Consider the following 24195-nt stretch of genomic DNA (forward strand, 5'->3'; position numbering starts at 1 on the left):
CCGTTTCCAGCGGTGGGGCGCGTCAGGGGTGGCGCGGACTGCCGGCCCACAACTCACCCCACCTGTTGAAACGGACATGAACAAACCCATTCGCAAGGCTGTGTTTCCCGTGGCGGGACTTGGTACGCGCTTCCTTCCCGCGACCAAGGCAATGCCCAAGGAAATGCTGACTGTCGTCGACCGGCCCGTGATCCAGCATGTGGTGGATGAGGCGCGCGCTGCCGGTATCGAGCATTTCGTGTTCGTCACGGGGCGCAACAAGGGCGTGATTGAGGACCACTTCGACAACCAGTTCGAACTTGAGCGCACGCTTCTCGAACGCGGCAAGAAGCGCGAGCTGGAAGCGTTGCTGCACGATCTGCCCGGCCCCGGCCAGACGAGCTTCACGCGCCAGCAGGGGCCGCTCGGCCTCGGCCATGCGGTGTGGTGCGCGCGCGACATCGTGGGCGACGAGCCGTTCGCCCTGCTCCTCCCTGACATGCTGCATCATGCCGAGACGCCCTGCCTCAGCGAGATGATCGATGCCTACGCCAACCACGGCGGCAACATCATCGGCGTTTACGAGGTGCCGGCCGACCAGGCGCATCAGTACGGCATCGTCGACGTTGCCGATGCCGGCGCCAAGGTCTCGCCGATCAGAGCCATGGTCGAGAAGCCCGCAAAGGGCACCGCGCCCTCCAACCTCGCCATCTCCGGGCGCTACATCCTGCAGCCCGAAATTTTCGACATCCTCGCGAAACAGGAGCGGGGGGCCGGCGGCGAGATCCAGCTCACCGACGCCATGATCACGCTTGCGACGTCGCAGCCCTTCTTCGCGACGCGCTTCGACGGCGAGATCTACGATTGCGGTTCCAAGATCGGCTTCCTCGCCGCCAACGTCGCCTACGCGCTGGCGCGCGACGACCTCGCGCCCGACTTCCGCATTGCCCTGAACGCCCTGCTCAGGCAGTGAACGGCGCCGATCGCGCCTGAACCCTCGCCGCCCGCGCCTTTCGCGCGCGTGCGGCGCGAGGCCGTTTGAAAACCGGGGAGTAATGCGATGAATCTGCCGTCGTCCCAGACCGTTATCGGTATCAGCGAACCCGGCGAGCCGGATGTCCTGCGTCCGGAAACGCGCCCGGTGCCGCGCCCGGCGGCGGGGGAGGTGCTGGTGCGGGTGCATGCGGCTGGCGTCAACCGGCCGGATGTGGTGCAGCGGCAGGGCCATTATCCGCCGCCGCCCGGCGCCTCCGACATCCCCGGCCTCGAAATCGCCGGCGAGGTTGTGGCCGCGGGCGAGGGCGCGGACGTACCCGCGCCGGGCAGCCGCGTGACGGCGCTGGTGACGGGCGGCGGCTACGCCGAATATTGCCTGGCCGACGCCGCGCTCGCGCTGCCGGTTCCCGACGGCCTCGACTTCGTCACGGCGGCGGCCGTTCCGGAAACCTATTTCACCGTGTGGTCGAACGTTTTCGACAGGGGTGCGCTGAAACCGGGCGAGACGCTGCTCGTGCACGGCGGCACGTCCGGCATCGGCACCACCGCGATCCAGCTCGGCAAGGCGTTCGGCGCGCGGGTGCTGACGACGGCGGGCTCGGCGGAAAAATGCGCCGCCTGCATGCGGCTGGGCGCGGACGCCGCCATCAACTATCGCGAGGAGGATTTCGTCGCGGCGGTAAAGGCGGCGACGGCCGGGCGCGGCGCCGATGTGATTCTCGACATGGTCGGCGGCAGCTACATCCCGCGCAACTATCAAGCGGCGGCGCAGGACGGGCGTATCGTGCAGATCGCGTTCATGCAGGGATCGAAGGTCGAGGTCGATTTCATGCGGCTGATGCTGAAACGGCTCACGCACACCGGCTCCACCCTCCGCAGCCGGCCGCTGGACGAGAAGGCGTCAATCGCCCTCTCCCTGCGGCAGCACGTATGGCCGCTGCTGGCCGAAGGACGCTGCTTGCCCGTGGTCCACAAGACCTTCCCGCTGACGGAGGCCGCCGCCGCGCATGCCCTGATGGAAACGGGCGAGCATATCGGCAAGATCGTGCTGCGGGTCGCCGGGTGAGGCTGTATTACAGCTTGCTGCCGATGGCCAGGAACTTGTCGGCGCGCGCGCGTTTCACGTCGTCCGCGGACAGCCCCGCCAGCTCCTGAAGGGAGGCGGCGATGGCGTCGCCCGTCGCGTTGATGGCGGCGTCGGGGTCGCGATGCGCACCGCCGGCGGGTTCGGGGACGATGGCGTCGATGATCTGGAAACGCAGCAGATCCTGCGCCGTGATCTTCATGGCGGTCGCTGCGTCCTGCGCCCGTGTGGGGTCGCGCCACAGGATGGACGCCGCGCCTTCCGGCGAGATCACCGAATAGATGGCGTGCTCCAGCATCAGCACGCGGTTGGCGGTGGCGAGCGCGATGGCGCCGCCCGATCCGCCTTCGCCGATGACTATCGAGACGTTGGGCGTGGGCAGAAGCAGGCATGCGTCCGTGGAACGGGCGATGGCCTCGGCCTGGCCGCGCTCCTCCGCGCCGATGCCGGGATAGGCGCCCGCCGTATCGACGAAGGTAATGACCGGCAGATCGAACCGCCCGGCGAGTTCCATCAGCCGCACGGCCTTGCGGTATCCCTCCGGCCGCGCCATGCCGAAATTGTGCCGGATGCGCGTTTCGGTCGACGAGCCCTTTTCCTGCCCGATGATGCAGACACTCTCGCCCCGAAACCGGCCGAGCCCGCCGACGATCGCCTGATCCTCGCCGAACTTGCGGTCGCCGGCGAGCGGCGTGAAATCGGTGATCAGTGCCGAACAGTAGTCGACGAAATGCGGCCGCTGCGGATGGCGGGCCACCAGCGTCTTCTGCCAGGGGGTGAGGGAGGCGTAGACATCGTTGAGCGCCTTGCGCGCCTTGGCCTCCATATGCGCGATCTCGTCGCCGATGGCGACCGCGCTGCCCGAATCGGCCAAGGCCCTCAGCTCCTCGATCTTCGCTTCGAGTTCGGCGACGGGTTTTTCAAAGTCGAGATAGCTGCGCATCGGTTAGCCAGTCGTTGCCTCGTGAACGCCGCGGACGCACGCTCTGGCGAACCGCGCCGGAGCGCTTCCCGATCGGAATCCGCTCCAGGAAAGAATCGGGAGGCGCCTGCCGGACGGGCCGTCCGGCAAACGCTCTTGTGTGCGCGGAACTTGGCGTCCGCGCGTCTTCAAGTCAAGGGCGGCGATGGAGCCCTTGCCGCGTCTCCCGCGTCTGTGCGGGCCGGGGGATCGTCAGGTGCACGGAAGACGCGGGCGCGAAAACCGGTGCCATGCGTGCGGATTTGCGCGTCGCCCGCAGCGGGATCGGCCGGTAGAGTTGTTTGACCGCCTCCATCACGTGCACCCCGGCGAACGGCAGCGACAGGCCCGCGCCGATGCGCTCCCACGCCACGGCGGAGCGCAAGGCCAGGCGGCGCGGCACGGGCGGAATGTAGAGTGCCTCCCCCCACGTCTCCGCGGAGAACAGGCTCGCCTGCATCAGGCGGGCGAGCTGCGAGCGGCTGAAGGGCTGGCCCTGCCCGAAAGGCGTGGTGTCCATGCGTGTCCACAGGCCGCGCCGGTTGGGAACGATGACGATCACCCGGCCTCCAGGCGTCAGGACGCGCCAGATTTCCTCCATCAGCGCCTGCGGGGAATCCGTGGTTTCCAGCGCATGCGCCAGAATGACGCGATCGACGCTGCCGATCTGCAGTGGCAGCGACGTCTTGTCGACGAGCGCCGTCGCGTTGGGGCCGTGGCGGGGCCAGTGCATGACGCCCTGTGCCGCCGGCATGAAGGCAAGGAGCCGGTCCGCGCTGCTGCGGTAGGCCGAGAGGTAGGGCGTGGCGTAGCCGAAGCCGAGCACTGTATGGCCGCGCGCATCCGGCCATATCCGCTCGACAGCCTTCTTCACAAGCCGGCGCGCGACTGTGCCGAGCGGGCTCGCGTAGAAATCTCTCAGTTCGACGATGTCCACATCCATGACCGATACAGCTTTAGACCATTTCCAGCGCCAGATGTAGTCTTGTATTATAAAGCGTAAATATCACGGGTGTGCGGGCGCCGGGAGAAAGATCGGCGGGCGGCTGCCGCTTTTCATACGGAACGGAGGCACTGGCACGATGACGGCTGAAACGCATGTATTCCTGGCCCGCACCGACAACATCGGTGTGCTGCTGCACGATCCGCAGACCGGCGCAACCGCCGCCATCGATGCGCCCGAGGAGGCCGCTGTCGTCGATGCGCTGGCGCGCACCGGCTGGCAGCTCACCGATATCCTCGTCACACACAAGCATGCCGATCATATCGACGGCATCCTGCCTCTGAAGCAACGCTTCCCCGCCGTCCGCGTCACCGCGCCCGCGCTGGAGCGGGACGCGATCCCGGCCGTCGACGCGACGGTGGGGGAGGGCGACAGCGTGCCGGTCGGCTCCCTGACGGCGCAGGTCATCGCCACGCCCGGTCACACGCGCGGCCATGTCGCCTACTGGTTCGCGCAGGACAGGGCGCTGTTCGCGGGTGATACGCTGTTTTCGCTTGGCTGCGGCCGTCTCTTCGAAGCCGACGCGGCAACGATGTGGGCGTCGCTCGAAAAGCTGCGGGCGCTGCCGGACGATACGCGCCTGTTCTGCGGGCACGAATATACGCTGTCGAACGCCCGTTTCGCGCTCGCCGTCGATCCGGACAATCCTGCGTTGCAGGTGCGCGCCGCCGCCGTCGAAGCCGCCCGCCGCGAGGGGCGGTTGACCGTTCCTTCCCTCCTTGGCGGCGAGAAGGTGCAGAATCCGTTCCTGCGCGCCGACGACGCGGCCTTCGCCGCCCGACTGGGGCTTGCGGGACAGGCACCGGCGCAGGTCTTCGCCGAACTGCGGGCCCGCAAGGACAGGGCATGAGCAGCAGACAAAGCCCCGGGGAAACTCCCCGGGGCAATCGTGAAACGTAGTGAAGGGCCTGTAAAGGCCGCTCAGCCGTTGGCGATGTACTGGGCGCCGTTGACGGTGAGCACCGATCCGTTGAAGAAGCTCGCCTTCTCGGAGGCGAGGAACGACACCGTGGCGGCAATTTCGTCGGCCCGACCGAGACGGCCAGTCGGGATGGTGGCGATGATCTTCTTCAGCACGTCCTCCGGCACGGCGGCGACCATCTCGGTGTCGATGTAGCCGGGCGCGATGACATTGGCGGTTATGCCCTTGGAGGCGTTCTCTTGCGCCAGCGCCTTGGTGAAGCCGATGATGCCGGCCTTGGCGGCCGAATAGTTCGTCTGCCCCGCCTGGCCCTTCTGGCCGTTGATCGACGAGATGTTGATGATGCGGCCCCAGCCGCGCGCCCGCAGGCCCTCGATCACCGGACGGGTGACGTTGAACACTGAATCGAGGTTGGTGCGCAGCACCTGCGACCACTGTTCATACGACAGGCGGTGGAACGTGGCGTCGCGCGTGATGCCGGCGTTGTTGACCACGATGTCGATGGGGCCGTGCTCCGCCTCGATCTTGGCGATGCCTTCCGCCGACGAAACCGGATCGGCGACGTCGAACTTGATGACCGGAATGCCAGTTTCGGCGTTAAACTTGGCCGCGGCCTCTTCGTTGCCTGCGTAATTGGCGACGACCTTGTGTCCGTCCGCCGCCAGTGCCTTGGAGATCGCCGCGCCGATGCCGCGCGTACCCCCGGTTACTATCGCTACCCGTGCCATGGTGATCCCTTTTCTTTTTTTGTGTGTGAGGCGGCACAGGTATTGTTGCTGAGGAGACCGATGCCGCCCGAAAGTTCTGCCAAGATCGCAGCTGTGGAGCCCTGATTCAGAACATTGTCAGGATATTACGAAACTTTAGCATTGTCTCCCGCTCAATCATTATTATGGATCAATTTTTTAGACTTGTTTCTATTGCGACTATTCAGGCGGAAGACAGAAAACGTTTACTCAAACCGAAATGCGCGCTCAGCCGGGGATAGCCGCCGGAACGCCGCGGAAAACTGCGTCATGCCAAGGCTCCCGATCCCCGGCCGCTCCGCGCAGGCTTGGCTCAAGCGCCGCACGGGCCAGTCCGATTTCCGATGAGTCGCGCCCGCCGGGAATCGGTCTTATGCTGTGGCCGCGAAATCATGTGCGCCAAGCGGACCGCCCCTTCGAGCGGACCGCCCCTTCGAAAAGTGCCGATCCGCTTCATCTTCCCGTCTCTTATCGCTGCCAGGGGAGAAGCGTCTCACGCCTCTCCCCAAACCGGCTTCAGCGTTCGACGGTCAGCGCGACACCCATGCCGCCGCCGATGCAGAGCGTGGCAAGGCCCTTCTTGGCGTCGCGGCGCTGCATTTCGTAGAGCAGGGTGGTGAGGATGCGCGCGCCCGAAGCGCCGATGGGGTGGCCGATGGCGATGGCGCCGCCGTTGACGTTCACCTTCGACGTATCCCAGCCGAGATCGCGATTGACCGAGATCGCCTGTGCGGCGAAAGCCTCGTTGGCCTCGATCAGGTCGAGGTCCTCGACCTTCCAGCCGGCCTTCTCCAGCGCCTTGCGGGCGGAGGGGATGGGGCCGGTGCCCATGATCGCCGGGTCGACGCCCGCGGTCGCCCACGAGGCGACGCGCGCGAGCACCTTCAGGCCGCGGCGCTCGGCTTCCGCCGCCGTGGTGATGACGAGCGCTGCCGCGCCGTCGTTGAGGCCGGAGGCGTTGCCGGCGGTGACGGTGCCGTCCTTCGTGAAGGCGGGGCGCAGCTTGGCGACCGCGTCATAGGTCGCGCCGTCGCGGATGTACTCGTCGGTATCGACGATCACGTCGCCCTTGCGGGACTTCACGGTGACGGGCGCGATCTCGTCCTTGAACTTGCCGGCGTCGCGGGCGGCTTCCGCCTTGTTCTGCGAGGCGACGGCGAACTCATCCTGCTCCTGGCGGGAGATCTGGTACTTCTGCGCGACGTTCTCGGCGGTCTGGCCCATGTGGTAGCCGTTGAAGGCTTCCCAGAGGCCGTCCTTGATCATGGTGTCGATGAAGTTCAGGTCGCCCATCTTTTGGCCGGCGCGCAGGTAGGCGGCGTGGGGAGCGAGCGACATCGATTCCTGGCCGCCCGCGACGATGAACGTGGCGTCGCCCGTGGCGATCTGCTGGGCGCCGAGCGCAACGGCGCGCAGGCCCGAACCGCAGACCTGGTTCAGCGTCCATGCCGTCTTCTCGACCGGGATGCCGGCGTGAACGGCGGCCTGGCGGGCGGGGTTCTGGCCCTGAGCGGCGGTCAGCACCTGCCCGAGAATCACTTCGTCGACATCGCCCGCCTCGATACCGGCGCGGGCGATGGCGGCCTGAATGATCTGCGCGCCAAGCTCATGAGCCGGCACGGTTGCGAAGGAACCGTTGAAGGAGCCGACGGCGGAACGCGCTGCGGCGACGATGACGATATCGTTGAAGGCCATGAGATCAGTCTCCAGTTGAGCGTTTTTTAAAAAACGTTCTGCGGGGCTTTCTGCCCGGAGCGGGCGGTGAAAATCCTCCCCCCGTCGCTAATGTGGACGCGGCACGTGGGGCGTCAAGCGTTGAAACCGTGAAGGGGGCGCCCGTATCCCTCGCGAGAGCTGCGGACACCCGTGTGAAACCACACCGAAGCAACGGGTTGCTGCGAAAAGTGTTTGCCAGAACGCGCGAACGGCCTATCGTCCCCGACTCAGGGGCCGGAGCAATGACTTGCGTCAATTCGCAGGACGCTGCAAAAGACCGGCGGGGACAAGAGACGGTAAGGATGCTCATGGCGACCGATAAACAACCCACGGTTATCAAGAAGTACGCTAATCGCCGCCTGTACCACACGGGAACCAGCACTTATGTGACACTCGAGGATCTGGCCGGCATGGTGCGCCAGGGAGAAGACTTCATCGTCTTCGATGCGAAGTCGGGAGAGGACATCACCCGCTCGGTGCTGACCCAGATCATCTTCGAGGAAGAGGGCAAGGAGGGACAGTCCCTGCTGCCGGTCGCCTTCCTGCGCCAGCTCATCCGTTTCTACGGCGACAGCATGGAAGCGCTGGTGCCGAGCTATCTCGAATTCTCCATCGAGAATTTCACGCGCGAGCAGCAGAAGCTGCGCGAGAAGATGGCGCAGTCGTTCGGTCCCGCCGCCGCATTCCACGCCATCGAGGAGCAGGTGCGCTCGAATATGGCGATGTTCAGCGAAGCGCTGCGGCTGTTCACGCCTTTTCCGCAGAAGACAGCCGAGGACGAACGCCGCGTCGTGCCGCCCGTCACCGATGCGTCTGATCTCGAAGTGCTGAAGAAGCAGATGGCCGACATGCAGGCGCGCCTCGATGCGCTGGTGGGGCGGAAGGGGGAGCAGGACAAAAGCGGCGGCTGAAAATCAACGGCTGCTTCGCTCAAGGCGAAGCAGCATGCCAACCCGGCGAGCGGGGTCAAGGCCTCGCTCAATCTCCGATTGCAATACAGCAGCAAGGTCTGGCGGCAGCAAGGCGCCGCTGACTTCGCGAAAACCCAGCGATTCGTAAAACGGTCGGTTGAAAGGCGCGAAGCGGTCGGTCGTCAGCGTGGCCGTCCGCAAGCCCCTTCGCCTCGTTTCCGCGATGGCCGCCAGTATCAGCGCGCGGCCGATACCGCGCCCCTGCCAGCGCCGCCACACGTCGATCTCGCCGATATAAAGCGCCCCGTTGCGCGCCTCCGCGGCCAGAAACCCGAGCGGCGCATCGTTTTCATCCGCGGCCACAAACAGCAGGCCATCGGCGGCGCACCGTTCCATCAGGTCGCGCTGCGTTGCCGATAGGTCGTCGGGCGGAATGGCGCCAGCCTCGATCAGCGCATGGGCGGCATCGATTTCAAGTGCCGCCAGGCGGTCCAGCTCGTCAAGCCGCCCGGGCCCGGACAGGGCCGGACCAGACTGCTCTTGCCGGGCGACCGCCGGCCGCGTCCATGCCGATCAGCCGAACGTGGGATCAAGCTCGCCCGAGGCGTAGCGCTTGGCCATGGTGGACAGCGGCAGCACCTTGATCTTCGAGGCGTTGCCGGCCGTGCCGAACTGTTCGAGACGCAGCTTGCACAGCTTCGTCATCGCCTCCATGGCGGGCTTCAGGTACTTGCGCGGGTCGAACTCCGCCTTGTCGGTGGCGAGCACCTTGCGGATGGCGCCTGTCATGGCGAGTCGGTTGTCGGTGTCGATGTTGACCTTGCGCACGCCATGCCGGATGCCGCGCACGATCTCTTCCACCGGCACGCCCCACGTCTGCGGCATCTCGCCGCCGTAGGCGTTGATGATGTCCTGCAGGTCCTGCGGCACGGACGAGGAGCCGTGCATGACGAGGTGGACATTCGGCAGGCGCTTGTGGATTTCCTCGATGACGTTCATCGCCAGAATCTCGCCGTCCGGCTTGCGGCTGAACTTGTAGGCGCCGTGCGAGGTGCCCATGGCGATGGCAAGCGCGTCGACCTTGGTCTTCTTCACGAAGTCGACGGCCTGGTCCGGATCGGTCAGCAACTGGTCGTGCGAGAGCTTGCCCTCGGCGCCGTGGCCGTCTTCCTTGTCGCCCTCGCCGGTTTCCAGCGAGCCGAGCACGCCGAGTTCACCCTCGACGGAGACGCCGCCCCAGTGGGCGATATCGGAGACGCGCCGGGTGATGCCGACGTTATAATCATAGTCGGCCGGCGTCTTGCCGTCTGCGAGCAGCGAGCCGTCCATCATCACGGAGGTGAAGCCGTTCTGGATCGCCGTGACGCAGGTGGGCTCACCATTACCGTGGTCGAGATGCATGCAGACCGGGATGTGCGGGTAGATTTCCACCAGCGCGTCGATCAGGCGCGCCAGCACGATGTCGTTGGCATAGGCACGCGCGCCGCGGCTCGCCTGGATGATGACCGGCGCGTCGACGGCGTCGGCGGCGGCCATGATGGCGAGGCCCTGTTCCATATTGTTGATGTTGAACGCCGGCACGCCATAGCCGTGCTCTGCCGCGTGGTCGAGAAGCTGCCTCAGGGTAATGCGGGCCACGATCGTCCTCCTGAACGAAAGGTGTAAGCGTCTGCAATAACTCGCCGACGGCGCAGCGCCACCGGCGACCGTTCATCAAGCCTGCCCGGCTGCCGCACGGGCGCGTTCGGCCGCCAGCGACAGGGCGGCGATGCCGGGCAGGGGCTTGCCCTCCAGCCATTCCAGAAAGGCCCCGCCAGCGGTCGAGACATAGGTGAAATCTTCCACGGCGTTCGCCTTGTTGAGCGCCGCGATGGTGTCGCCGCCGCCGGCCACCGACACGAGCTTGCGTTGCCGTGTGCGCTCGGCCGCGTGGCGGGCCGCCTCGACGGTGCCCCGGTCGAACGGTTCGAGTTCGAAGGCGCCGAGCGGCCCGTTCCACACCAGCGTCACGGCGTCGTCGATGGCGGCGCGCACCCGCTCGATGGACTGCGGGCCGATGTCGAGGATCATGCCGTCGTCGGGAATGGCGTCTAGGCCGTAGGCATGGCTTTCCGTGCCCGCCTTGAACTCCCACGCCACCACACCGTCGACCGGCAGGATGACGCTGCAGGAGTGCTTTTCGGCCGCATCGAGAATGCGCAGCGCCGTGGGCGCGAGGTCGCGCTCCGCCAGCGACTTGCCGACAGGCACGCCCTGCGCCAGCAGGAAAGTGTTGGCCATGCCGCCGCCGACCACGAGCGCGTCGACCCGGGTGACGAGGTTTTCGAGCAGCGCGAGCTTGGTGGAAACCTTCGCGCCGCCGACGATCGCCACCACGGGCCGCTGCGGTGTCTCCAGCCCCTTCGCCAGCGCCTCCAGCTCCGCCTGCATGGTGCGCCCGGCAAAGGCCGGCAGCACGTGGGCGAGCCCTTCTGTCGAGGCGTGGGCGCGGTGGGCAGTGGAGAAGGCGTCGTTGACGTAGAGATCGCCAAGCTTCGCAAGGGCCGCGACGAAGGCAGGATCGTTCTTTTCCTCGCCGTCGTGGAAGCGCGTGTTTTCCAGCAGCACGATGTCGCCGTCGCCGAGCGCAGCAACAGCCTGTTCGGCGGCCTCGCCGACGGCCTCGTCGGCGAAGGCGACGGGCCGCCCGAGGATTTCGGCGCAGACGGGCGCGAGCGCGCGCAGGCTTTCCTTCGGGTCGCGGCCCTTCGGGCGGCCGAAGTGCGACAGGACGACCACGCGGGCGCCCCTGTCGGCGAGTTCGCCGACAGTCGTCATGGCGCGGGCGATGCGGGTGGTGTCGGTCACGCGGCCATCGTCATCCGTCGGCACGTTGAGATCGACACGGACGAGCACACGCCGACCTTTCACATCGGCGTCGTCCAGCGTGCGAAAAGCGGTCATCGGGCATAACTCCGGTCGTGGAAAAGGCGCGGCATCCGCCGCGCCTCAGGTGATCAGATCAACTTGCCGAGGAGAACGGCGACGTCCGACATGCGGTTCGAGAAACCCCATTCGTTGTCGTACCAGCTCAGCACACGCACCAGCTTGCCGTCTATAACCTTGGTCTGGTCCAGCGCAAAAATGGACGAGCGCGGATCGTGATTGAAGTCCACCGATACGTTGGGCTGGTCCGTGACGCCGAGAATGCCCTTGAGCGCCCCGCCAGCGGCGGCCTTGACCGCCTCGTTGATCTCCTGCACCGAGGTCGCGCGGCTTGCGACGAACTTGAAGTCAATGACCGAGACATTGGGGGTCGGCACGCGGATCGAGCTGCCGTCGAGCTTGCCGGCGAGTTCCGGCAGCACGAGGCCGACGGCCTTGGCCGCGCCCGTCGAGGTCGGGATCTGCGACAGCGCCGCCGCGCGTGCACGGTAAAGGTCCTTGTGCACCTGGTCCAGCGAGGGCTGGTCGTTGGTGTAGGAGTGGATGGTGGTCATGAAGCCGCTCTCGATGCCCACCGCCTCATGCAGGACCTTGGCAACGGGCGCGAGGCTGTTCGTCGTGCACGACGCATTGGAGATGACGAGGTGCTCCTTCGTCAGCTTGTCGTGGTTCACGCCGTAGACGACGGTGAGATCGGCGCCGTCGGCGGGCGCCGAGACGATGACGCGCTTCGCGCCGGCCTCAAGGTGCGCGGCCGCCTTGTCACGGGCGGTGAAAATGCCCGTCGATTCGAGCGCGATGTCGATGCCGAGATCCTTGTGGGGCAGCTGTGCCGGATCGCGCACGGCCGTGACCTTGATCGGCCCGCGGCCCACGTCGATGGTGTCGCCGTCGATCTTCACCTCGCCGGGGAACCGCCCGTGCACGGAATCGAAACGCAGCAGGTGGGCGTTCGTCTCCACGGGAGCGAGATCGTTGATCGCCACGACCTCGATGTCGGTGCGGCCGCTCTCGACAATCGCGCGCAGAATGTTGCGCCCGATACGACCAAACCCGTTGATTGCTACCCGAACCGCCATTTTCTCGTCTCCTCGCAATAGATGCTCACTCGGTTATTCTGGCTCGGCCGAATTTTACAGCCCATATCGTCAGCTATTGTGGCGCTTGATCACCTTTTCGACGACGGCTTCGGGCGTGATGCCGAAATATTTGTAAAGTTCCTTGTAGGGAGCGCTGGCGCCGAAGCCGCTCATACCGACGAAAATGCCGTCCGAATCGATCACGGCATCCCAGCCGAAGCGCACGGCCGCCTCGATGGCGACCTTGATCCGGGCGTTGCCGACGACGGCCCTGCGCACGTCTTCCGGCTGTTCGAGGAAAAGTTCCAGCGACGGCACAGATACGACGCGCGCCGCGATACCCTGTTCCTTCAGCAGTTCCTGCGCCTTGAGCGCGATCTCGACTTCCGAGCCCGAGGCGAACAGCGAAGCCACCGCCACGCCTTCCGCCGGCGACAGTTCGTAGGCGCCGGTGGCGGAAAGGTTCTGCGGCGCGGGCTCGGTGCGCACGGTCGGCAGGTTCTGGCGGGTGAGGGCGAGCAGCGTCGGCCCCGTGGTGCGGCCAAGTGCGATCTGCCACGCTTCCGCCGTCTCCACTGCGTCCGCCGGCCGCAGCACGCGCAGGTTGGGGATGGCGCGAAGCGCCGCCAGATGCTCGACGGGCTGGTGCGTGGGCCCATCTTCGCCGAGACCGATGGAATCGTGCGTGAACACATAGATCGCCGGCGTTCCCGTCAGTGCAGCAAGGCGGATTGCCGGGCGCGCGTAGTCGGAGAACACAAGGAAGGTGCCGCCGGCCGGGCGGTAGCCGCCGTGCAGCAGGATGCCGTTCATTGCCGCGGCCATGCCGTGCTCGCGGATGCCGTAGTGGATGTAGCGCCCCGCATAGTCGCCGGGCGCGATCTCCTTCAGGCCTTTGGTGCGGGTGTTGTTGGAGGGCGTGAGGTCGGCGGAGCCGAGCAGCAGTTCCGGCACCTCGCCGACAAGCGCTTCCAGCGCCAGCTCGCTCGCCTTGCGGGTGGCGATGGCCGGCTTTTCGCCGTTGAAGCGGGCCTTCAGCGCATCGATGGCCGCATGCAGGCGCCGCGTGTCGGGCTCGCCGGTGATGCGGCGGGCGAACTCGGTGCGCACCGCCTCCGACTCGCCGGCGAGCCGCTTCTGCCAGGCCTCGCGCGCCGCCCGCCCGCGTTCGCCGAACGTCCGCCACGCCTTCAGGATGCCGTCGGGCACCTCGAACGGGCCGTGGTGCCAGCCGAGGGCCTCCTTGGTGGCGAGTATCTCTTCCGCGCCGAGCGGCTCGCCATGAGCCTTCGACGTGCCCGCCTTCTTCGGCGAGCCGTAGCCGATGACGGTTTTCGCCGCGATCAGCGTCGGCCGGTCGGCATTGCGCGCGGACTCGATGGCGGCGGCGATCGCGTCGGGGTCGTGGCCGTCGACATGCACCGCGTGCCAGCCCGCCGATTCGAAGCGCTTCGCCTGATCGACCGAATCGGAGAGCGACAGCGGCCCGTCGATGGAGATGCCGTTGTCGTCCCACAGCACGATCAGCCGGTTCAGCTTCAGGTGGCCGGCGAAGGCGATGGCCTCCTGGCTGATGCCTTCCATCAGGTCGCCATCGGAGGCGAGGACATATGTAAAGTGATCGACGAGGCCGTCGCCGTATTCCGCGTTGAGCAGCCGCTCGGCCAGCGCGAAGCCGACCGCCGTGGCGAGCCCTTGCCCGAGCGGGCCGGTGGTGGTTTCGACACCGGCGGTGACGAAGTTCTCGGGATGGCCGGGCGTCTTCGAATGGAGCTGGCGGAAGTGCCTGATTTCGTCGAGCGTCACGGAAGGCGCGCCCGTCAGGTACAGCAGCGCGTAGAGCAGCGCGGACCCGTGGCCGGCGGAGAGGATGAATCGGTCGCGGTCCGGCCAGCTCGGATTGGCGGCGTCGAACTTCAGAAAGCGGGAAAACAGGACCGTCGCGACGTCAGCCATGCCGAGCGGCAGGCCAGGATGGCCGGATTTCGCCTTTTCCACCGCGTCGATCGCCAAAGCGCGGATGGCGTTGGCAAGCTCTTTGTGCTCGACTTGTGCTGTCACGGGTGAAATCCTCTGATCGTCAAGTGCGGGTGTGGAGGAGCGGTCGGGTCCGGTGAACGCAGGCCGCAGGCCATGCTGATGAACTGGCTTGATAGCAGGCTGTATCCCCATGTCAAAAGGGAACATGACAATCAGACGTATTGACGCGCGGAAAACTGCCGTTCACCCTGCGGCGAAGTGCGTGTCGTCGTCATGTTCCGGTTCAGGGGCCATATTATGTCGCTTGCGGATGCGTTGAAAAGGCTCGACGCCGCCGTCGCGGCGCTGGAGAGAGCGACCGTGCGCAGGCTGGAACTGGACCGGCGCGGCGGCGACCTGCCAACCGAGCTTGCGCTGATGCAGGACGATCGCGCGCGCCTTGCCGTCGAACTCGACGGGACGCTGGCGCGGCTGGCGCAGCTCGAAGCGGTGGCGGGAGACGTCGACGAGCGCCTCGCCACGGCGCTCGGCAAGGTAGAGAGCGTGCTCGCGGGCGAGCGGGGGATCTGATCGTGTCAGTTGGAAGCGGCGGCACCGTCACGCATGTCAACGTCACCATCGCCGGGCGTCCATACCGCATGGCCTGCGACGCCGGCGACGAGGCGCGGATCGTGGCGCTGGCCGCGCGCGTCGATGCGCGGATCGGGGAACTCGCATCGGCCTTCGGCACCATCGATGACCTGCGCCTCACCGTCATGGCCGCCTTTTCCATCGCCGACGATCTCGCGTCGGCCGACCGGCGCCTTGTCGAGCGGGAGGCCGAGATCGCGCAGCTGCAGGAGCAACTCGCCACGGAGAAGGAACGCGCCGGAGCGCAGGAAGCGCAGATCGCCGCCGCCGTCAACGCCGTCGCGGAGCGGGTGGAGAACATCACGGCCGACTTGACGCCCACCGTGCAGGCGTGATTGCCGCCGGACGGAGTTTTCCACGGAAGGGCGCGGTTGGACGGATGCGTTCCCCGTTTGTTTTTGTTACACGGACAGCATGACGGGAAGACACGTGATTCGCATTCTGGGGATCGATCCGGGCTTGCGCCGCACGGGCTGGGGCGCGATCGCGGTCGACGGGTCGCGATTGTCTTTTCTTGGCTGCGGCTGCGTGGAGTCCGACGGCGCGCTGTCGCTGGCGGAGCGGCTGCGCCAGCTGCACGACGGGCTCGCGCGGGTGCTCGCCGAGGCCGCTCCGGACGAGGTGGCAGTGGAGGAAACCTTCGTCAACAAGGATGCGCAGGCGACGCTGAAGCTCGGCCATGCGCGCGCCGTTGCCCTGCTGGTGCCGGCGCTCAGGGGGCTTTCGGTGTCGGAATACGCGGCTAACCAGATCAAGAAGACGGTGGTGGGCGTCGGTCATGCGGAGAAGGCGCAGATCGCGGCGATGATCCGCGTGCTGCTGCCGCTCTCGAACGCGAGGACGCCCGACGCGGCGGACGCGCTCGCCGTGGCCATCACCCATGCGCATCACCGCCGGGCGCGGGCGCTCTCGAACAGCCTGCTGGCGCGGGTGGCCCCATGATCGGCAAGCTCAGGGGCATCGTGGATTCGCAGGGCGAGGATCACGTCATCCTCGATGTCCATGGCGTTGGCTACATGGTGCATTGTTCCGCCCGCACCCTGCAGGCGCTGCCGCAGGCGGGGGAGACGGCGACGCTCGCCATCGAGACCGTGGTGCGCGAGGACATGATCCGCCTCTACGGCTTCCGGTCGGAGGCGGAGCGCGAGTATTTCCGCCTGCTGCAGACCGTGCAGGGCGTGGGCGCCAAGGTGGCGCTGGGAATTTTGACCGCGCTCGATCCCGCCGCGCTTACCGCCGCCATCGCGCGCGCCGACAAGACTGCGCTGGCGCGCGCGCCAGGTGTGGGGCCGAGGCTCGCGGTGCGCATCGCCACCGAGCTGAAGGACAAGGCGCCGGTCTTCGTGCCCATGCCGGGCGGGCCCGCCGCGCCACTGTCGCCCGCCGTGGCGGACGATGCGCCGCAGCCGCTGGCGGATGCGGTTTCCGCGCTCGTCAACCTGGGCTATGGCGAGCCGCAGGCCGCGCGTGCCGTGAGCGCGGCGGTGGAACAGGCGGGTGAGGGCGCCGATGTCGCCCGGCTCATCCGCCTCGCGCTCAGGGAGCTTGCCTCATGAGCAAGGGCGTGCTCAGCCCGGAGCAGCGGGCGGACGATCAGGAACTGTCGCTGCGGCCGCTGGCGCTCGGCGAATTCATCGGGCAGGCACAGGCGCGGGCGAACCTTTCGGTATTCATCGAGGCGGCGAAGACGCGCGGCGATGCGCTCGACCATGTGCTGTTCGTCGGTCCGCCAGGGCTCGGCAAGACGACGCTCGCGCAGATCGTGGCACGGGAGCTTGGCGTCAATTTCCGCTCCACCTCCGGCCCGGTGATCGCCAAGGCGGGCGATCTCGCGGCGCAACTCACCAATCTCGACGAACGCGACGTGCTGTTCATCGACGAAATCCACCGCCTCAACCCGGCCGTGGAGGAAATCCTCTATCCGGCGATGGAGGACTACCAGCTCGATCTCATCATTGGCGAGGGGCCGGCCGCGCGTTCCGTCAAGATCGACCTGCCCAAGTTCACGCTCGTCGGCGCGACGACGCGGCAGGGCCTGCTGACGACGCCGCTGCGCGACCGCTTCGGCATCCCGATCCGGCTGCAGTTCTATACGGTCGAGGAGCTGGAACTCATCGTCACGCGCGGAGCGAAGGTGATCGGCATCGGCATGAGCGCGGATGGAGCGAACGAGATCGCGCGCCGGGCGCGCGGCACGCCGCGCATCGCCGGACGGCTGCTGCGCCGTGTGCGTGATTTCGCCGTGGTGGGCGGCTCCGACATCATCACCCGCACCATCGCCGACCGGGCGTTGCAGTTGCTGGAGGTTGACGGGGCGGGGCTAGATCTGATGGACCGGCGCTACCTCACGCTCGTGGCGCAATCCTTCGGCGGCGGGCCGGTCGGCATCGAGACCATCGCCGCGGCGTTGTCCGAGCCGCGCGACGCCATCGAGGAAATCATCGAGCCCTATCTGATCCAGAAAGGCTTCGTGCAGCGCACGCCGCGCGGGCGCACGCTGACGCCGCATGCCTTCGGCCATCTGGGGATGGTGGCGCCAGGGGGCGGCGAGAGGCGCGACGAAAAGTCGCAGGCGGCGCCATTCTCCGCCGGTCTGTTCGACGAGGAATCATCCGATGACGCATGACGACGCATCCAGCGGCCCAATTCGCCCGCGCGGCGACTGGCCTGATCTGGCCGGCCGGTTCGCGGGCGATACGCACATCCTGCCGGTGCGGGTCTATTATGAGGACACGGATTTTTCCGGCGTCGTCTATCACGCGGGCTACCTGCGCTTTCTGGAGCGCGGACGCACGGACAGCCTGCGCCTCTCCGGCGTGGGGCAGGGGGAGTTGCACGCGGGCGGCGAGGGGCTCATCTTCGCCGTGCGGCGCATCACCATCGACTATCATCGCCCGGCTCTGATGGACGACGTGCTGGAGGTGCGCACCCGCACGGAGGAGGTGCGCGGCGCCTCGCTCGTCCTCGCGCAGCGGATCGTGCGCGGGCAGGAGCTGATCGTCTCGGCCGATGTGCGGGTGGCGGCGATCGCGGGCGGACGCCCTGCGCGTATACCGGATGGGCTTCGGCAAGTGCTGGAGGGCGTGTCCGGCCCGCGTTCGTAACCGGGCGTTAACCGTAACGGGTGTTTTGTGTTGTAGCAGCGTCTCGCGGAGTGGCGGCGGCCGTCGAGACGGTCGGCCCTCATTTCGACAGATTCGCACGCGAGTTACAGACCGGTAATCATCAAAGGTGCGGCGTCGTCCCGACGTCCTGCGGATGCGATTCCGAAGGCGGACGAAAGGAAACCCTGCAGGAGGCGCTGCCGTCGCGCCGGCAATGTCCCTGGGGCGTTCGGGAGCGCGTTCGTGCCGGTCGGGTGATTCCGTTCGACGGACGGATGCTCGGGCGTCGTGACCGGAGTTTGAAAGGAATTTCGATGAATACCGCCGCTGTGGTCCAGACGGCCCTGCCATCTGCGGAGATTTCACTCTTCGGCATGTTCTGGCAGGCGCATATCGTCGTCAAGCTGGTGATGATGGGGCTCATTGCCGCCTCGGTCTGGTGTTGGGCGATCATCATCGACAAGTCGCTGCTGTTCGGCCGTTACCGCCGGTCCATGAACCAGTTCGAGGAAGTGTTCTGGTCGGGCCGCTCGCTCGACGAACTCTACCGCTCGCTGGAGGACCGGCCCGTGCACGGCATGCAGGCCCTGTTCCAGGCGGCGATGCGGGAGTGGCGGCGCACGTTCGACGGCCAGCGGCGCGCCGTCGGCAGCCTGCAGCAGCGCATCGACCGGGCGCTCGACCTTGCCATCCAGCGCGAGGGCGAGACGCTGCAAGCCCGCCTCGGCGTGCTGGCGACGGTGGGATCGTCGGCGCCGTTCATCGGCCTTTTCGGCACGGTGTGGGGCATCATGACCAGCTTCCGCTCGATAGCGGCCTCCAACAACACCAGCCTCGCCGTGGTGGCGCCCGGCATCGCCGAGGCGCTGTTCGCGACGGCCATCGGCCTTTTCGCCGCCATTCCGGCGGTGATCGCCTACAACAAACTGCAGTCGGAAGCGACGCGGACGCAGGCCCGCCTCGAAGGTTTTGCCGACGAGTTCTCGTCGATCCTGTCGCGCCAGATCGACGAGCGCGTGGCCGCCTGAGCCGTTAAGGGAGTTTGCGATGGGCATGTCGGTTGGCGGAGCGGGAGCGGGCAGCACGCGGCGGGGACGCCGCGGCGCGCGCACACCCGCCGTGATGTCCGAAATCAACATGACGCCGTTCATCGACGTGATGCTGGTGCTGCTGATCATCTTCATGGTCGCGGCGCCGATGATGGTGGTCGGCGTGCCGCTCGACCTGCCGCAGACGGCAGCGAAGCCGCTCAACATGGAGCACAAGCCGCTGACGGTTTCCGTCGACGAGGCGGGGCGGATTTTCGTCGTCGACACAGAGGTGACGGACGGCGACATCGTCGAGAAGCTGCGGGCTGTCGCACCCGCGGGCGAGGAAGAGCGCATCTATGTGCGCGGCGCGAAGGCCGTTGATTACGGGCGCGTGGCGGAAGTCATGTCACTGATCACGGCGGCGGGTTTCAAGAAGGTGGCGCTGGTGACGGAGCCTGCCCCCGAAAAGCATGCCAGCGGATCGAACTGAGGAAGGGTGAGGTGCGCATCTCGAAGAACGAGCCCGGACTGCTCGCCTCGGCGATCGCGCATGGCGTGTTGCTGGTGGTCGGGCTCGTGGCTTTTTCATCGCCGTCGAAGTTCGCCGACCAGCAGGAGTCGATCGCCGTGGAAGTGATCTCGGAAGAGGCCTTCTCCACGATGACGCAGGGTGACCGCAAGGCGAAGACCGTGCAGGACAGCCCCAAGCCACGTGTCGACAGGGTGGCCGACGTTGAGCAAACCCGGCCCGAGCCGGGGGAGGCGAAGCAAGACGTGCCCGCCCCCGTAGCGCGGCCGGTGGAGCAGGACAAGAGCGAGGACCGTGCGGCCGTGGAGCCGGCGCCGACGCCCGAACCCGCTACGCCGCCGCCCGCGCCCCAGCCGGTCGCCGAGCAGGCCAAGCCCGAACCTGCGAAACCCGAACCCGCGCCGCCGCTGCCCCAGCCGCGGCCGCAGCAGACCGCGCAGGCAGAGGTGACGAAGCCCGAGCCCGCGCCGAAACCTGAACCGAAACCGGAACCAAAGCCCGAGCCCAAACCGGAACCAAAGCCTGAACCCAAGCCAGAGCCGAAGCCGGAACCGAAGAAGCCTGAGCCTCCCCGGCAGGAGCCGAAACCGGAGCCCAAAAAGCCCGAGCCGCCGAAACCGGAACCGAAGAAACCCGAGACCAGGAAGCCGGAGCCGAAGAAGCCTGAGCCCAGCGAGACGCAATCGAAACAGGCGGAGGCGAAAAAGCCGGCTGGCGGCAAGGAGCCGGTGAAGGCCGCCTCGCGCTCGCAGAACGACAAATCGTTCGATCCGAACGCGATCGAGAAGCTTCTGGCCAGCAAGGACACGGCGCAGTCGGCCGGTTCTTCCGGGCGCCAGAAACAGGCGGCCTCGGCGGGCACGCCCACAGGCAACGCACCCAAGCTCTCGCTGTCGCAGAGGGATGCCATCGGCAACCTGATGAAGGAGCAGATTTCGCGCTGCTTCTCCGCGCCGCCGGGGCTGGCGGATGTGCATACGTCGCCGCTGGTCCGGGTGTCGCTGAACGAGGACGGCACGCTCGCCGCGCCGCCGCAAGTCCTGAGCGGCGCAAACGATGCGGCTTCGCGCGCGTTCGCGGAAAGCCTGATGCGGGCGATCCGCCGCTGCGCGCCATACAGCTTCCCGGCGCAATATGCGCCCTATTTCCACGAATGGCGCGACTGGCGAATCGATGCCTCGCCCGGCGATTTTCTGGGCTGATCGGGGGACACGTGCCATGGCGGCATCGTTTGACGTAATTCCTTCATGCGAAACGGTATCCACTGGGCGCGCAAGTGCCGCGGCGGGGGCGGGCACGCCGCTGCCCGCGGCCTTGCCGGCCGGACAATCCGTGATCAAGAGACTGGCGACGATGAAGATGAAATTCCTGCTGTCCCGGATCGCCGCTGCCCTGCTGGCGATGCTTCCGGTCGGTCTGACCATTCCCGCCGCGCGGGCGGAAATCTCGATTACGCTCAACAGCGCGACATTCGCGCCGCTGCCCATCGCGGTCGTCGATTTCTCGGGCGATCCGGAGGTTGCCGCCGGCATTACCGAGGTCATTACCGCGAACCTGCGCCGCATCGGCTACTTCGCGCCGCTAGACCCCTCGACCTTTATCGAGAAGTCCGTCAACTTCGACGCCGTGCCGGATTTCGCGTCGTGGCAGAGCATCAACGCGCAGGGCCTCGTGACCGGCCGCGCCGTGCGCGAATCGGGCGGGCGTATCCGCGTGGAATTCCGCCTGTGGGACGTGTTCGCCGGCCAGCAGCTCGCCGGCCAGCAGTTCTATACGGACCCGGTGAACTGGCGGCGCATCGGCCATATCATTTCGGACGCCGTGCTCACGCGCGTCACCGGCCTCAAGGGCATGTTCGACACGCGGGTCGTTTTCGTCGACGAGACCGGCAGCAAGGAAAACCGCCGCAAGCGGCTTGCCGTTATGGATCAGGACGGCGGCAACCTCCGCTACCTGACGCGCGGCGAGGAGCTGGTGGTGTCGCCGCGCTTCTCGCCCGTGTCGCAGGAAGTCGCCTTCATGTCCCAGCGGCTGAATGAACGCACCCGCGTGCAGCTCCTCAATATCGAGACAGGGCAGCGCGAAGTCGTCGGCAGCTTCCCGGACATGACGTCGAGCCCCCAGTTCGCGCCTGACGGCCAGCGCGTGGTGTTGAGCCTGCAGCAAGGCGGCAACGCCAATATCTATGCGATCAACCTGCGCTCGCGCACCACGACGCGCGTCACCTCGACCAACGCCATCGACACGTCGCCCTCCTTCTCGCCCGACGGCAGCCGCGTCGTGTTCGAGTCGGACCGCGGCGGCGGACCTCAAATCTACGTGATGGGCGCGGATGGTTCCGGCCAGCAGCGCGTCTCCTTCGGCGAGGGGCGCTACAGCCAGCCGGTCTGGTCGCCGCGCGGCGACTACATCGCCTTCACCCGTCAGCGGGGCGGCCAGTTCGCGATCGGCATCATGAAGCCGGACGGCTCCGGCGAGCGCATCCTGACGGAGGGCTTCCACAACGAAAGCCCGACCTGGGCGCCCAACGGCCAATTCATCATGTTCTTCTCCGATCCCGGCGGACAGGGCGGCGGACGACTCTATATGGTGGACGTCACCGGCCGCGTGAGGACGCAGATACCGACGCCGTCCTACGCATCCGATCCCGCCTGGTCGCCGCTGCTGAGCGATCTGCGCTAGATCACGTCATCGTTTCACGGAAACACTGACATGATCTAATTCTTTGATTTCGAGCGATTATTATCGATCAAACGATTCCATTCGATCGAAACGCGCTCCAGGCTTTTCACGTCATACGGTTCAAGGCACCCCATTCAATTCCAGGAGATTAGACGATGTTCGGTATCAGGGTTTCCGCCGGTCTCAAGGCGGCTGCCGTCATCACGGCGACGCTGGCGCTCGGCGCGTGCGCTTCCAACAAGACGGACCAGGCGGGAGCCGGCGGCGCGGGAGGCCTTTACGGCGCGGGCGCGTCGACGCCGGGCTCCGCGCAGGATTTCGTCGTCAACGTCGGCGACCGTGTATTCTTCGAGACCGACAGCACCGACCTGACGTCGACTGCGGTCGCGACGCTCAACAAGCAGGCCGTGTGGCTGCAGCGCTATCCGCACTACACGTTCCTGATCGAGGGTCACGCCGACGAGCGCGGCACGCGCGAATACAACTACGCGCTCGGCGCCCGCCGTGCCCAGACCGTCTATGACTACCTCGTCTCGCGCGGCGTCACCTCGAACCGCATCCGCGTGGTCTCCTACGGCAAGGAACGGCCGGTCGCTGTCTGCAACGACATTTCCTGCTGGTCGCAGAACCGCCGCGCCGTCACTGTTCTCGACCGCCCGGCCGGCTCGTGACGACGGCTCGCCGGCGCGACAGCGGCGGCGGCCGGGCAGGGCGTGCCATCGGGCCGTTTCCCTCCCGGGAAGCGGCCCTGGCGGCGCTTTGAAATGACGCGGTGAATGGTTTCGGGTAAGAATGCCTGTCTGTGGTTTATGCCATCGTGTAGAAAAGGACGAGGTTCTTTGCTGATGACCGCACGTCGTTTGTTTTTTTCCCGCGCCGGGCTGGCGCTCGCGGCTCTCGTGCTGCCGGCGTTGTTGCTCGTGGCGGCGGCCCTGCCCGCGAGGGCGCAGGACAGCACCGATTTCTTCCTGCGCCTGAACCGGCTGGAAAACCAGGTGCGCGAACTTTCCGGCACCGTCGAGAAGCTCCAGTTCGAGAATCGCCGCCTGCAGGACCAGTTGAAACGCTTCCAGGAGGACGTCGAATTCCGCTTCCAGGAGCAGCAGGGCTCGGGTGCGCAGCCCGCCCCTCCGAAGCAGAAACGGTCGGACCTCGGTCCGCAGGACGCTTCCCCGACGATACAAGCAACGACGCCGGCTCCGCCGGCGTCGTCTCTTCCGGCCGATGCAGCAGCAGCGGGAACGGAGATGCCGGCGCAGCCCGAGGGGGAGGCGGTCGCCGCCGCCGGAGAAAGCACGGAAAAGCGGGCCGAACCGCAGGTGAACGCATCCATCGCCGGCGAACAGCCTGCCGGGAGCTTTGCCGGGCCGGGGCGCCCGCTCGATCTCGGCGCCGTTGCCGGCGTCGCCTCCCGTCAGAGCCGTAACGGATCGGCGACGGCCAGCGACGGGACCGCCGGGGCGGAAGACGCCGCGCCGATTCCTTCCGTGGCCGCCACCGCGCCCGGCGATCCGCGTGCGAGCTACGACGCGGCAGTCGCCCTGATGCGCCGGCAGGCGTATGAGGAGGCGGAGATGAGCTTCCGCCAGTTCCTGCAAAGCCATCCGCGCGACAAGCTGGCGCCCGACGCCACCTTCAATCTCGGTGAGAGCTATTTCTTTCGCGGCCGCTACCGCGAGGCGGCGGAGCAGTATCTCAAGCTGAGCACCGCCTATGCCGACAGCCCCCGTGTGCCCGAGGGCATGCTGAAGCTTGGCATGTCGCTCGATGCGCTAGGCGCCCGCGATCAGGCCTGCGCGACGTTCTCCGAAACCACGCGGAAGTTTCCCAATGTCGGCGCCGACGTCAAGGCCGCGCTCGGCCGCGCCCGCAGCCGCGCCAATTGCGCCTGAGCCCCTGTTTTCGAAGAGACGCGCC

At 66.8% G+C, this 24195-nt stretch carries 25 protein-coding genes; 16 read left to right on the forward strand and 9 right to left on the reverse strand.

Annotation, left to right across the window (positions count from 1 at the left end; genetic code table 11):
• The first annotated feature begins 76 nt into the window (after window positions 1-76).
• Window positions 77-952 (forward strand): UTP--glucose-1-phosphate uridylyltransferase GalU, encoded by an 876-nt coding sequence (gene galU, locus FHS82_RS16355; protein WP_166954757.1) that lies wholly within the window; start codon window positions 77-79, stop codon window positions 950-952.
• An 87-nt stretch (window positions 953-1039) separates the two neighbouring features.
• Entirely contained in the window at window positions 1040-2041 is a 1002-nt protein-coding gene (locus FHS82_RS16360; RefSeq protein WP_166954759.1) for an NAD(P)H-quinone oxidoreductase, read from the forward strand.
• Between the two features lie 7 nt (window positions 2042-2048).
• On the opposite strand, the gene FHS82_RS16365 is transcribed toward FHS82_RS16360, so the two are convergent.
• Together FHS82_RS16365 and FHS82_RS16370 are read right to left on the reverse strand one after the other, a co-directional pair.
• A complete protein-coding gene (locus FHS82_RS16365) occupies window positions 2049-3002 on the reverse strand; it encodes an acetyl-CoA carboxylase carboxyltransferase subunit alpha (protein WP_166954761.1) in 954 nt (317 codons plus the stop codon).
• A 172-nt stretch (window positions 3003-3174) separates the two neighbouring features.
• Entirely contained in the window at window positions 3175-3963 is a 789-nt protein-coding gene (locus FHS82_RS16370) for a class I SAM-dependent methyltransferase (protein ID WP_166954763.1), read from the reverse strand.
• Between the two features lie 139 nt (window positions 3964-4102).
• Here FHS82_RS16370 and gloB point away from each other — a divergent pair, with 139 nt between their 5' ends.
• The gene (gene gloB, locus FHS82_RS16375) at window positions 4103-4873 is read left to right on the forward strand and encodes a hydroxyacylglutathione hydrolase (protein ID WP_166954765.1); all 771 of its coding nucleotides are present in this window, start codon (window positions 4103-4105) and stop codon (window positions 4871-4873) included.
• Window positions 4874-4944: 71 nt separating this feature from the next.
• Here the strand turns inward: gloB and phbB are convergent, their stop codons facing one another.
• Together phbB and FHS82_RS16385 are read right to left on the reverse strand one after the other, a co-directional pair.
• The gene (gene phbB / locus FHS82_RS16380) at window positions 4945-5679 is read right to left on the reverse strand and encodes an acetoacetyl-CoA reductase (RefSeq protein ID WP_166954860.1); all 735 of its coding nucleotides are present in this window, start codon (window positions 5677-5679) and stop codon (window positions 4945-4947) included.
• A gap of 528 nt (window positions 5680-6207) precedes the next feature.
• Window positions 6208-7386, reverse strand: a complete 1179-nt coding sequence (locus tag FHS82_RS16385) for an acetyl-CoA C-acetyltransferase (RefSeq protein ID WP_166954767.1) — start codon at window positions 7384-7386, stop codon at window positions 6208-6210.
• A 329-nt stretch (window positions 7387-7715) separates the two neighbouring features.
• On the opposite strand from FHS82_RS16385, the gene phaR reads away from it, so the two are divergent.
• The gene (gene phaR, locus FHS82_RS16390; RefSeq protein WP_166954769.1) at window positions 7716-8318 is read left to right on the forward strand and encodes a polyhydroxyalkanoate synthesis repressor PhaR; all 603 of its coding nucleotides are present in this window, start codon (window positions 7716-7718) and stop codon (window positions 8316-8318) included.
• Window positions 8319-8321: 3 nt separating this feature from the next.
• Here the strand turns inward: phaR and FHS82_RS16395 are convergent, their stop codons facing one another.
• From FHS82_RS16395 to tkt, 5 genes are all read right to left on the reverse strand, one after another.
• Entirely contained in the window at window positions 8322-8714 is a 393-nt protein-coding gene (locus FHS82_RS16395) for a GNAT family N-acetyltransferase (protein WP_246225382.1), read from the reverse strand.
• 177 nt (window positions 8715-8891) lie between these two features.
• Entirely contained in the window at window positions 8892-9956 is a 1065-nt protein-coding gene (gene fba / locus FHS82_RS16400) for a class II fructose-bisphosphate aldolase (protein ID WP_166954771.1), read from the reverse strand.
• A 75-nt stretch (window positions 9957-10031) separates the two neighbouring features.
• On the reverse strand, window positions 10032-11261 hold the full coding sequence (locus FHS82_RS16405) for a phosphoglycerate kinase (protein ID WP_166954773.1): 1230 nt from the start codon (window positions 11259-11261) through the stop codon (window positions 10032-10034).
• A gap of 53 nt (window positions 11262-11314) precedes the next feature.
• Complete coding sequence (gap, locus tag FHS82_RS16410) at window positions 11315-12322, reverse strand: type I glyceraldehyde-3-phosphate dehydrogenase (RefSeq protein WP_166954775.1); 1008 nt, start codon at window positions 12320-12322, stop codon at window positions 11315-11317.
• A gap of 69 nt (window positions 12323-12391) precedes the next feature.
• Window positions 12392-14383: a transketolase gene (gene tkt / locus FHS82_RS16415; protein WP_343042600.1), complete on the reverse strand. Its 1992-nt coding sequence runs from the start codon at window positions 14381-14383 to the stop codon at window positions 12392-12394.
• 216 nt (window positions 14384-14599) lie between these two features.
• On the opposite strand from tkt, the gene FHS82_RS16420 reads away from it, so the two are divergent.
• The 12 genes from FHS82_RS16420 to ybgF all read left to right on the forward strand — a co-directional run bounded on the left by FHS82_RS16420 (window position 14600) and on the right by ybgF (window position 24170).
• Window positions 14600-14872: a DUF4164 domain-containing protein gene (locus FHS82_RS16420; RefSeq protein WP_166954779.1), complete on the forward strand. Its 273-nt coding sequence runs from the start codon at window positions 14600-14602 to the stop codon at window positions 14870-14872.
• A 2-nt stretch (window positions 14873-14874) separates the two neighbouring features.
• Window positions 14875-15267 carry a cell division protein ZapA gene (locus FHS82_RS16425; protein WP_343042601.1) on the forward strand — a complete coding sequence of 131 codons (393 nt, stop codon included), beginning with the start codon at window positions 14875-14877 and terminating at the stop codon, window positions 15265-15267.
• 79 nt (window positions 15268-15346) lie between these two features.
• Complete coding sequence (gene ruvC, locus FHS82_RS16430; RefSeq protein WP_166954781.1) at window positions 15347-15874, forward strand: crossover junction endodeoxyribonuclease RuvC; 528 nt, start codon at window positions 15347-15349, stop codon at window positions 15872-15874.
• Window positions 15871-16488 carry a Holliday junction branch migration protein RuvA gene (gene ruvA / locus FHS82_RS16435; RefSeq protein ID WP_166954783.1) on the forward strand — a complete coding sequence of 206 codons (618 nt, stop codon included), beginning with the start codon at window positions 15871-15873 and terminating at the stop codon, window positions 16486-16488. The genes ruvC and ruvA overlap by 4 nt, the downstream gene beginning before the upstream one ends.
• Window positions 16485-17558, forward strand: a complete 1074-nt coding sequence (gene ruvB / locus FHS82_RS16440) for a Holliday junction branch migration DNA helicase RuvB (protein WP_166954785.1) — start codon at window positions 16485-16487, stop codon at window positions 17556-17558. Before ruvA ends, ruvB begins: the two co-directional genes overlap by 4 nt.
• On the forward strand, window positions 17548-18036 hold the full coding sequence (gene ybgC / locus FHS82_RS16445; RefSeq protein WP_166954787.1) for a tol-pal system-associated acyl-CoA thioesterase: 489 nt from the start codon (window positions 17548-17550) through the stop codon (window positions 18034-18036). Before ruvB ends, ybgC begins: the two co-directional genes overlap by 11 nt.
• Window positions 18037-18350: 314 nt before the next feature.
• On the forward strand, window positions 18351-19064 hold the full coding sequence (gene tolQ / locus FHS82_RS16450; protein WP_166954789.1) for a protein TolQ: 714 nt from the start codon (window positions 18351-18353) through the stop codon (window positions 19062-19064).
• 19 nt (window positions 19065-19083) lie between these two features.
• Window positions 19084-19557, forward strand: coding sequence for a protein TolR (tolR, locus tag FHS82_RS16455; protein WP_166954791.1), 474 nt, complete (start codon window positions 19084-19086; stop codon window positions 19555-19557).
• An 11-nt stretch (window positions 19558-19568) separates the two neighbouring features.
• The gene (locus FHS82_RS16460) at window positions 19569-20798 is read left to right on the forward strand and encodes a hypothetical protein (RefSeq protein ID WP_166954793.1); all 1230 of its coding nucleotides are present in this window, start codon (window positions 19569-19571) and stop codon (window positions 20796-20798) included.
• 157 nt (window positions 20799-20955) lie between these two features.
• Window positions 20956-22278 carry a Tol-Pal system beta propeller repeat protein TolB gene (tolB, locus tag FHS82_RS16465; protein ID WP_377592057.1) on the forward strand — a complete coding sequence of 441 codons (1323 nt, stop codon included), beginning with the start codon at window positions 20956-20958 and terminating at the stop codon, window positions 22276-22278.
• Between the two features lie 155 nt (window positions 22279-22433).
• Window positions 22434-22949 carry a peptidoglycan-associated lipoprotein Pal gene (gene pal, locus FHS82_RS16470; protein WP_166954795.1) on the forward strand — a complete coding sequence of 172 codons (516 nt, stop codon included), beginning with the start codon at window positions 22434-22436 and terminating at the stop codon, window positions 22947-22949.
• Window positions 22950-23123: 174 nt separating this feature from the next.
• A complete protein-coding gene (ybgF, locus tag FHS82_RS16475) occupies window positions 23124-24170 on the forward strand; it encodes a tol-pal system protein YbgF (RefSeq protein ID WP_166954797.1) in 1047 nt (348 codons plus the stop codon).
• Window positions 24171-24195 lie beyond the last annotated feature (25 nt).

The sequence above is a fragment of the Pseudochelatococcus lubricantis genome (assembly GCF_011762225.1).
Taxonomy (GTDB): domain Bacteria; phylum Pseudomonadota; class Alphaproteobacteria; order Rhizobiales; family Beijerinckiaceae; genus Pseudochelatococcus; species Pseudochelatococcus lubricantis.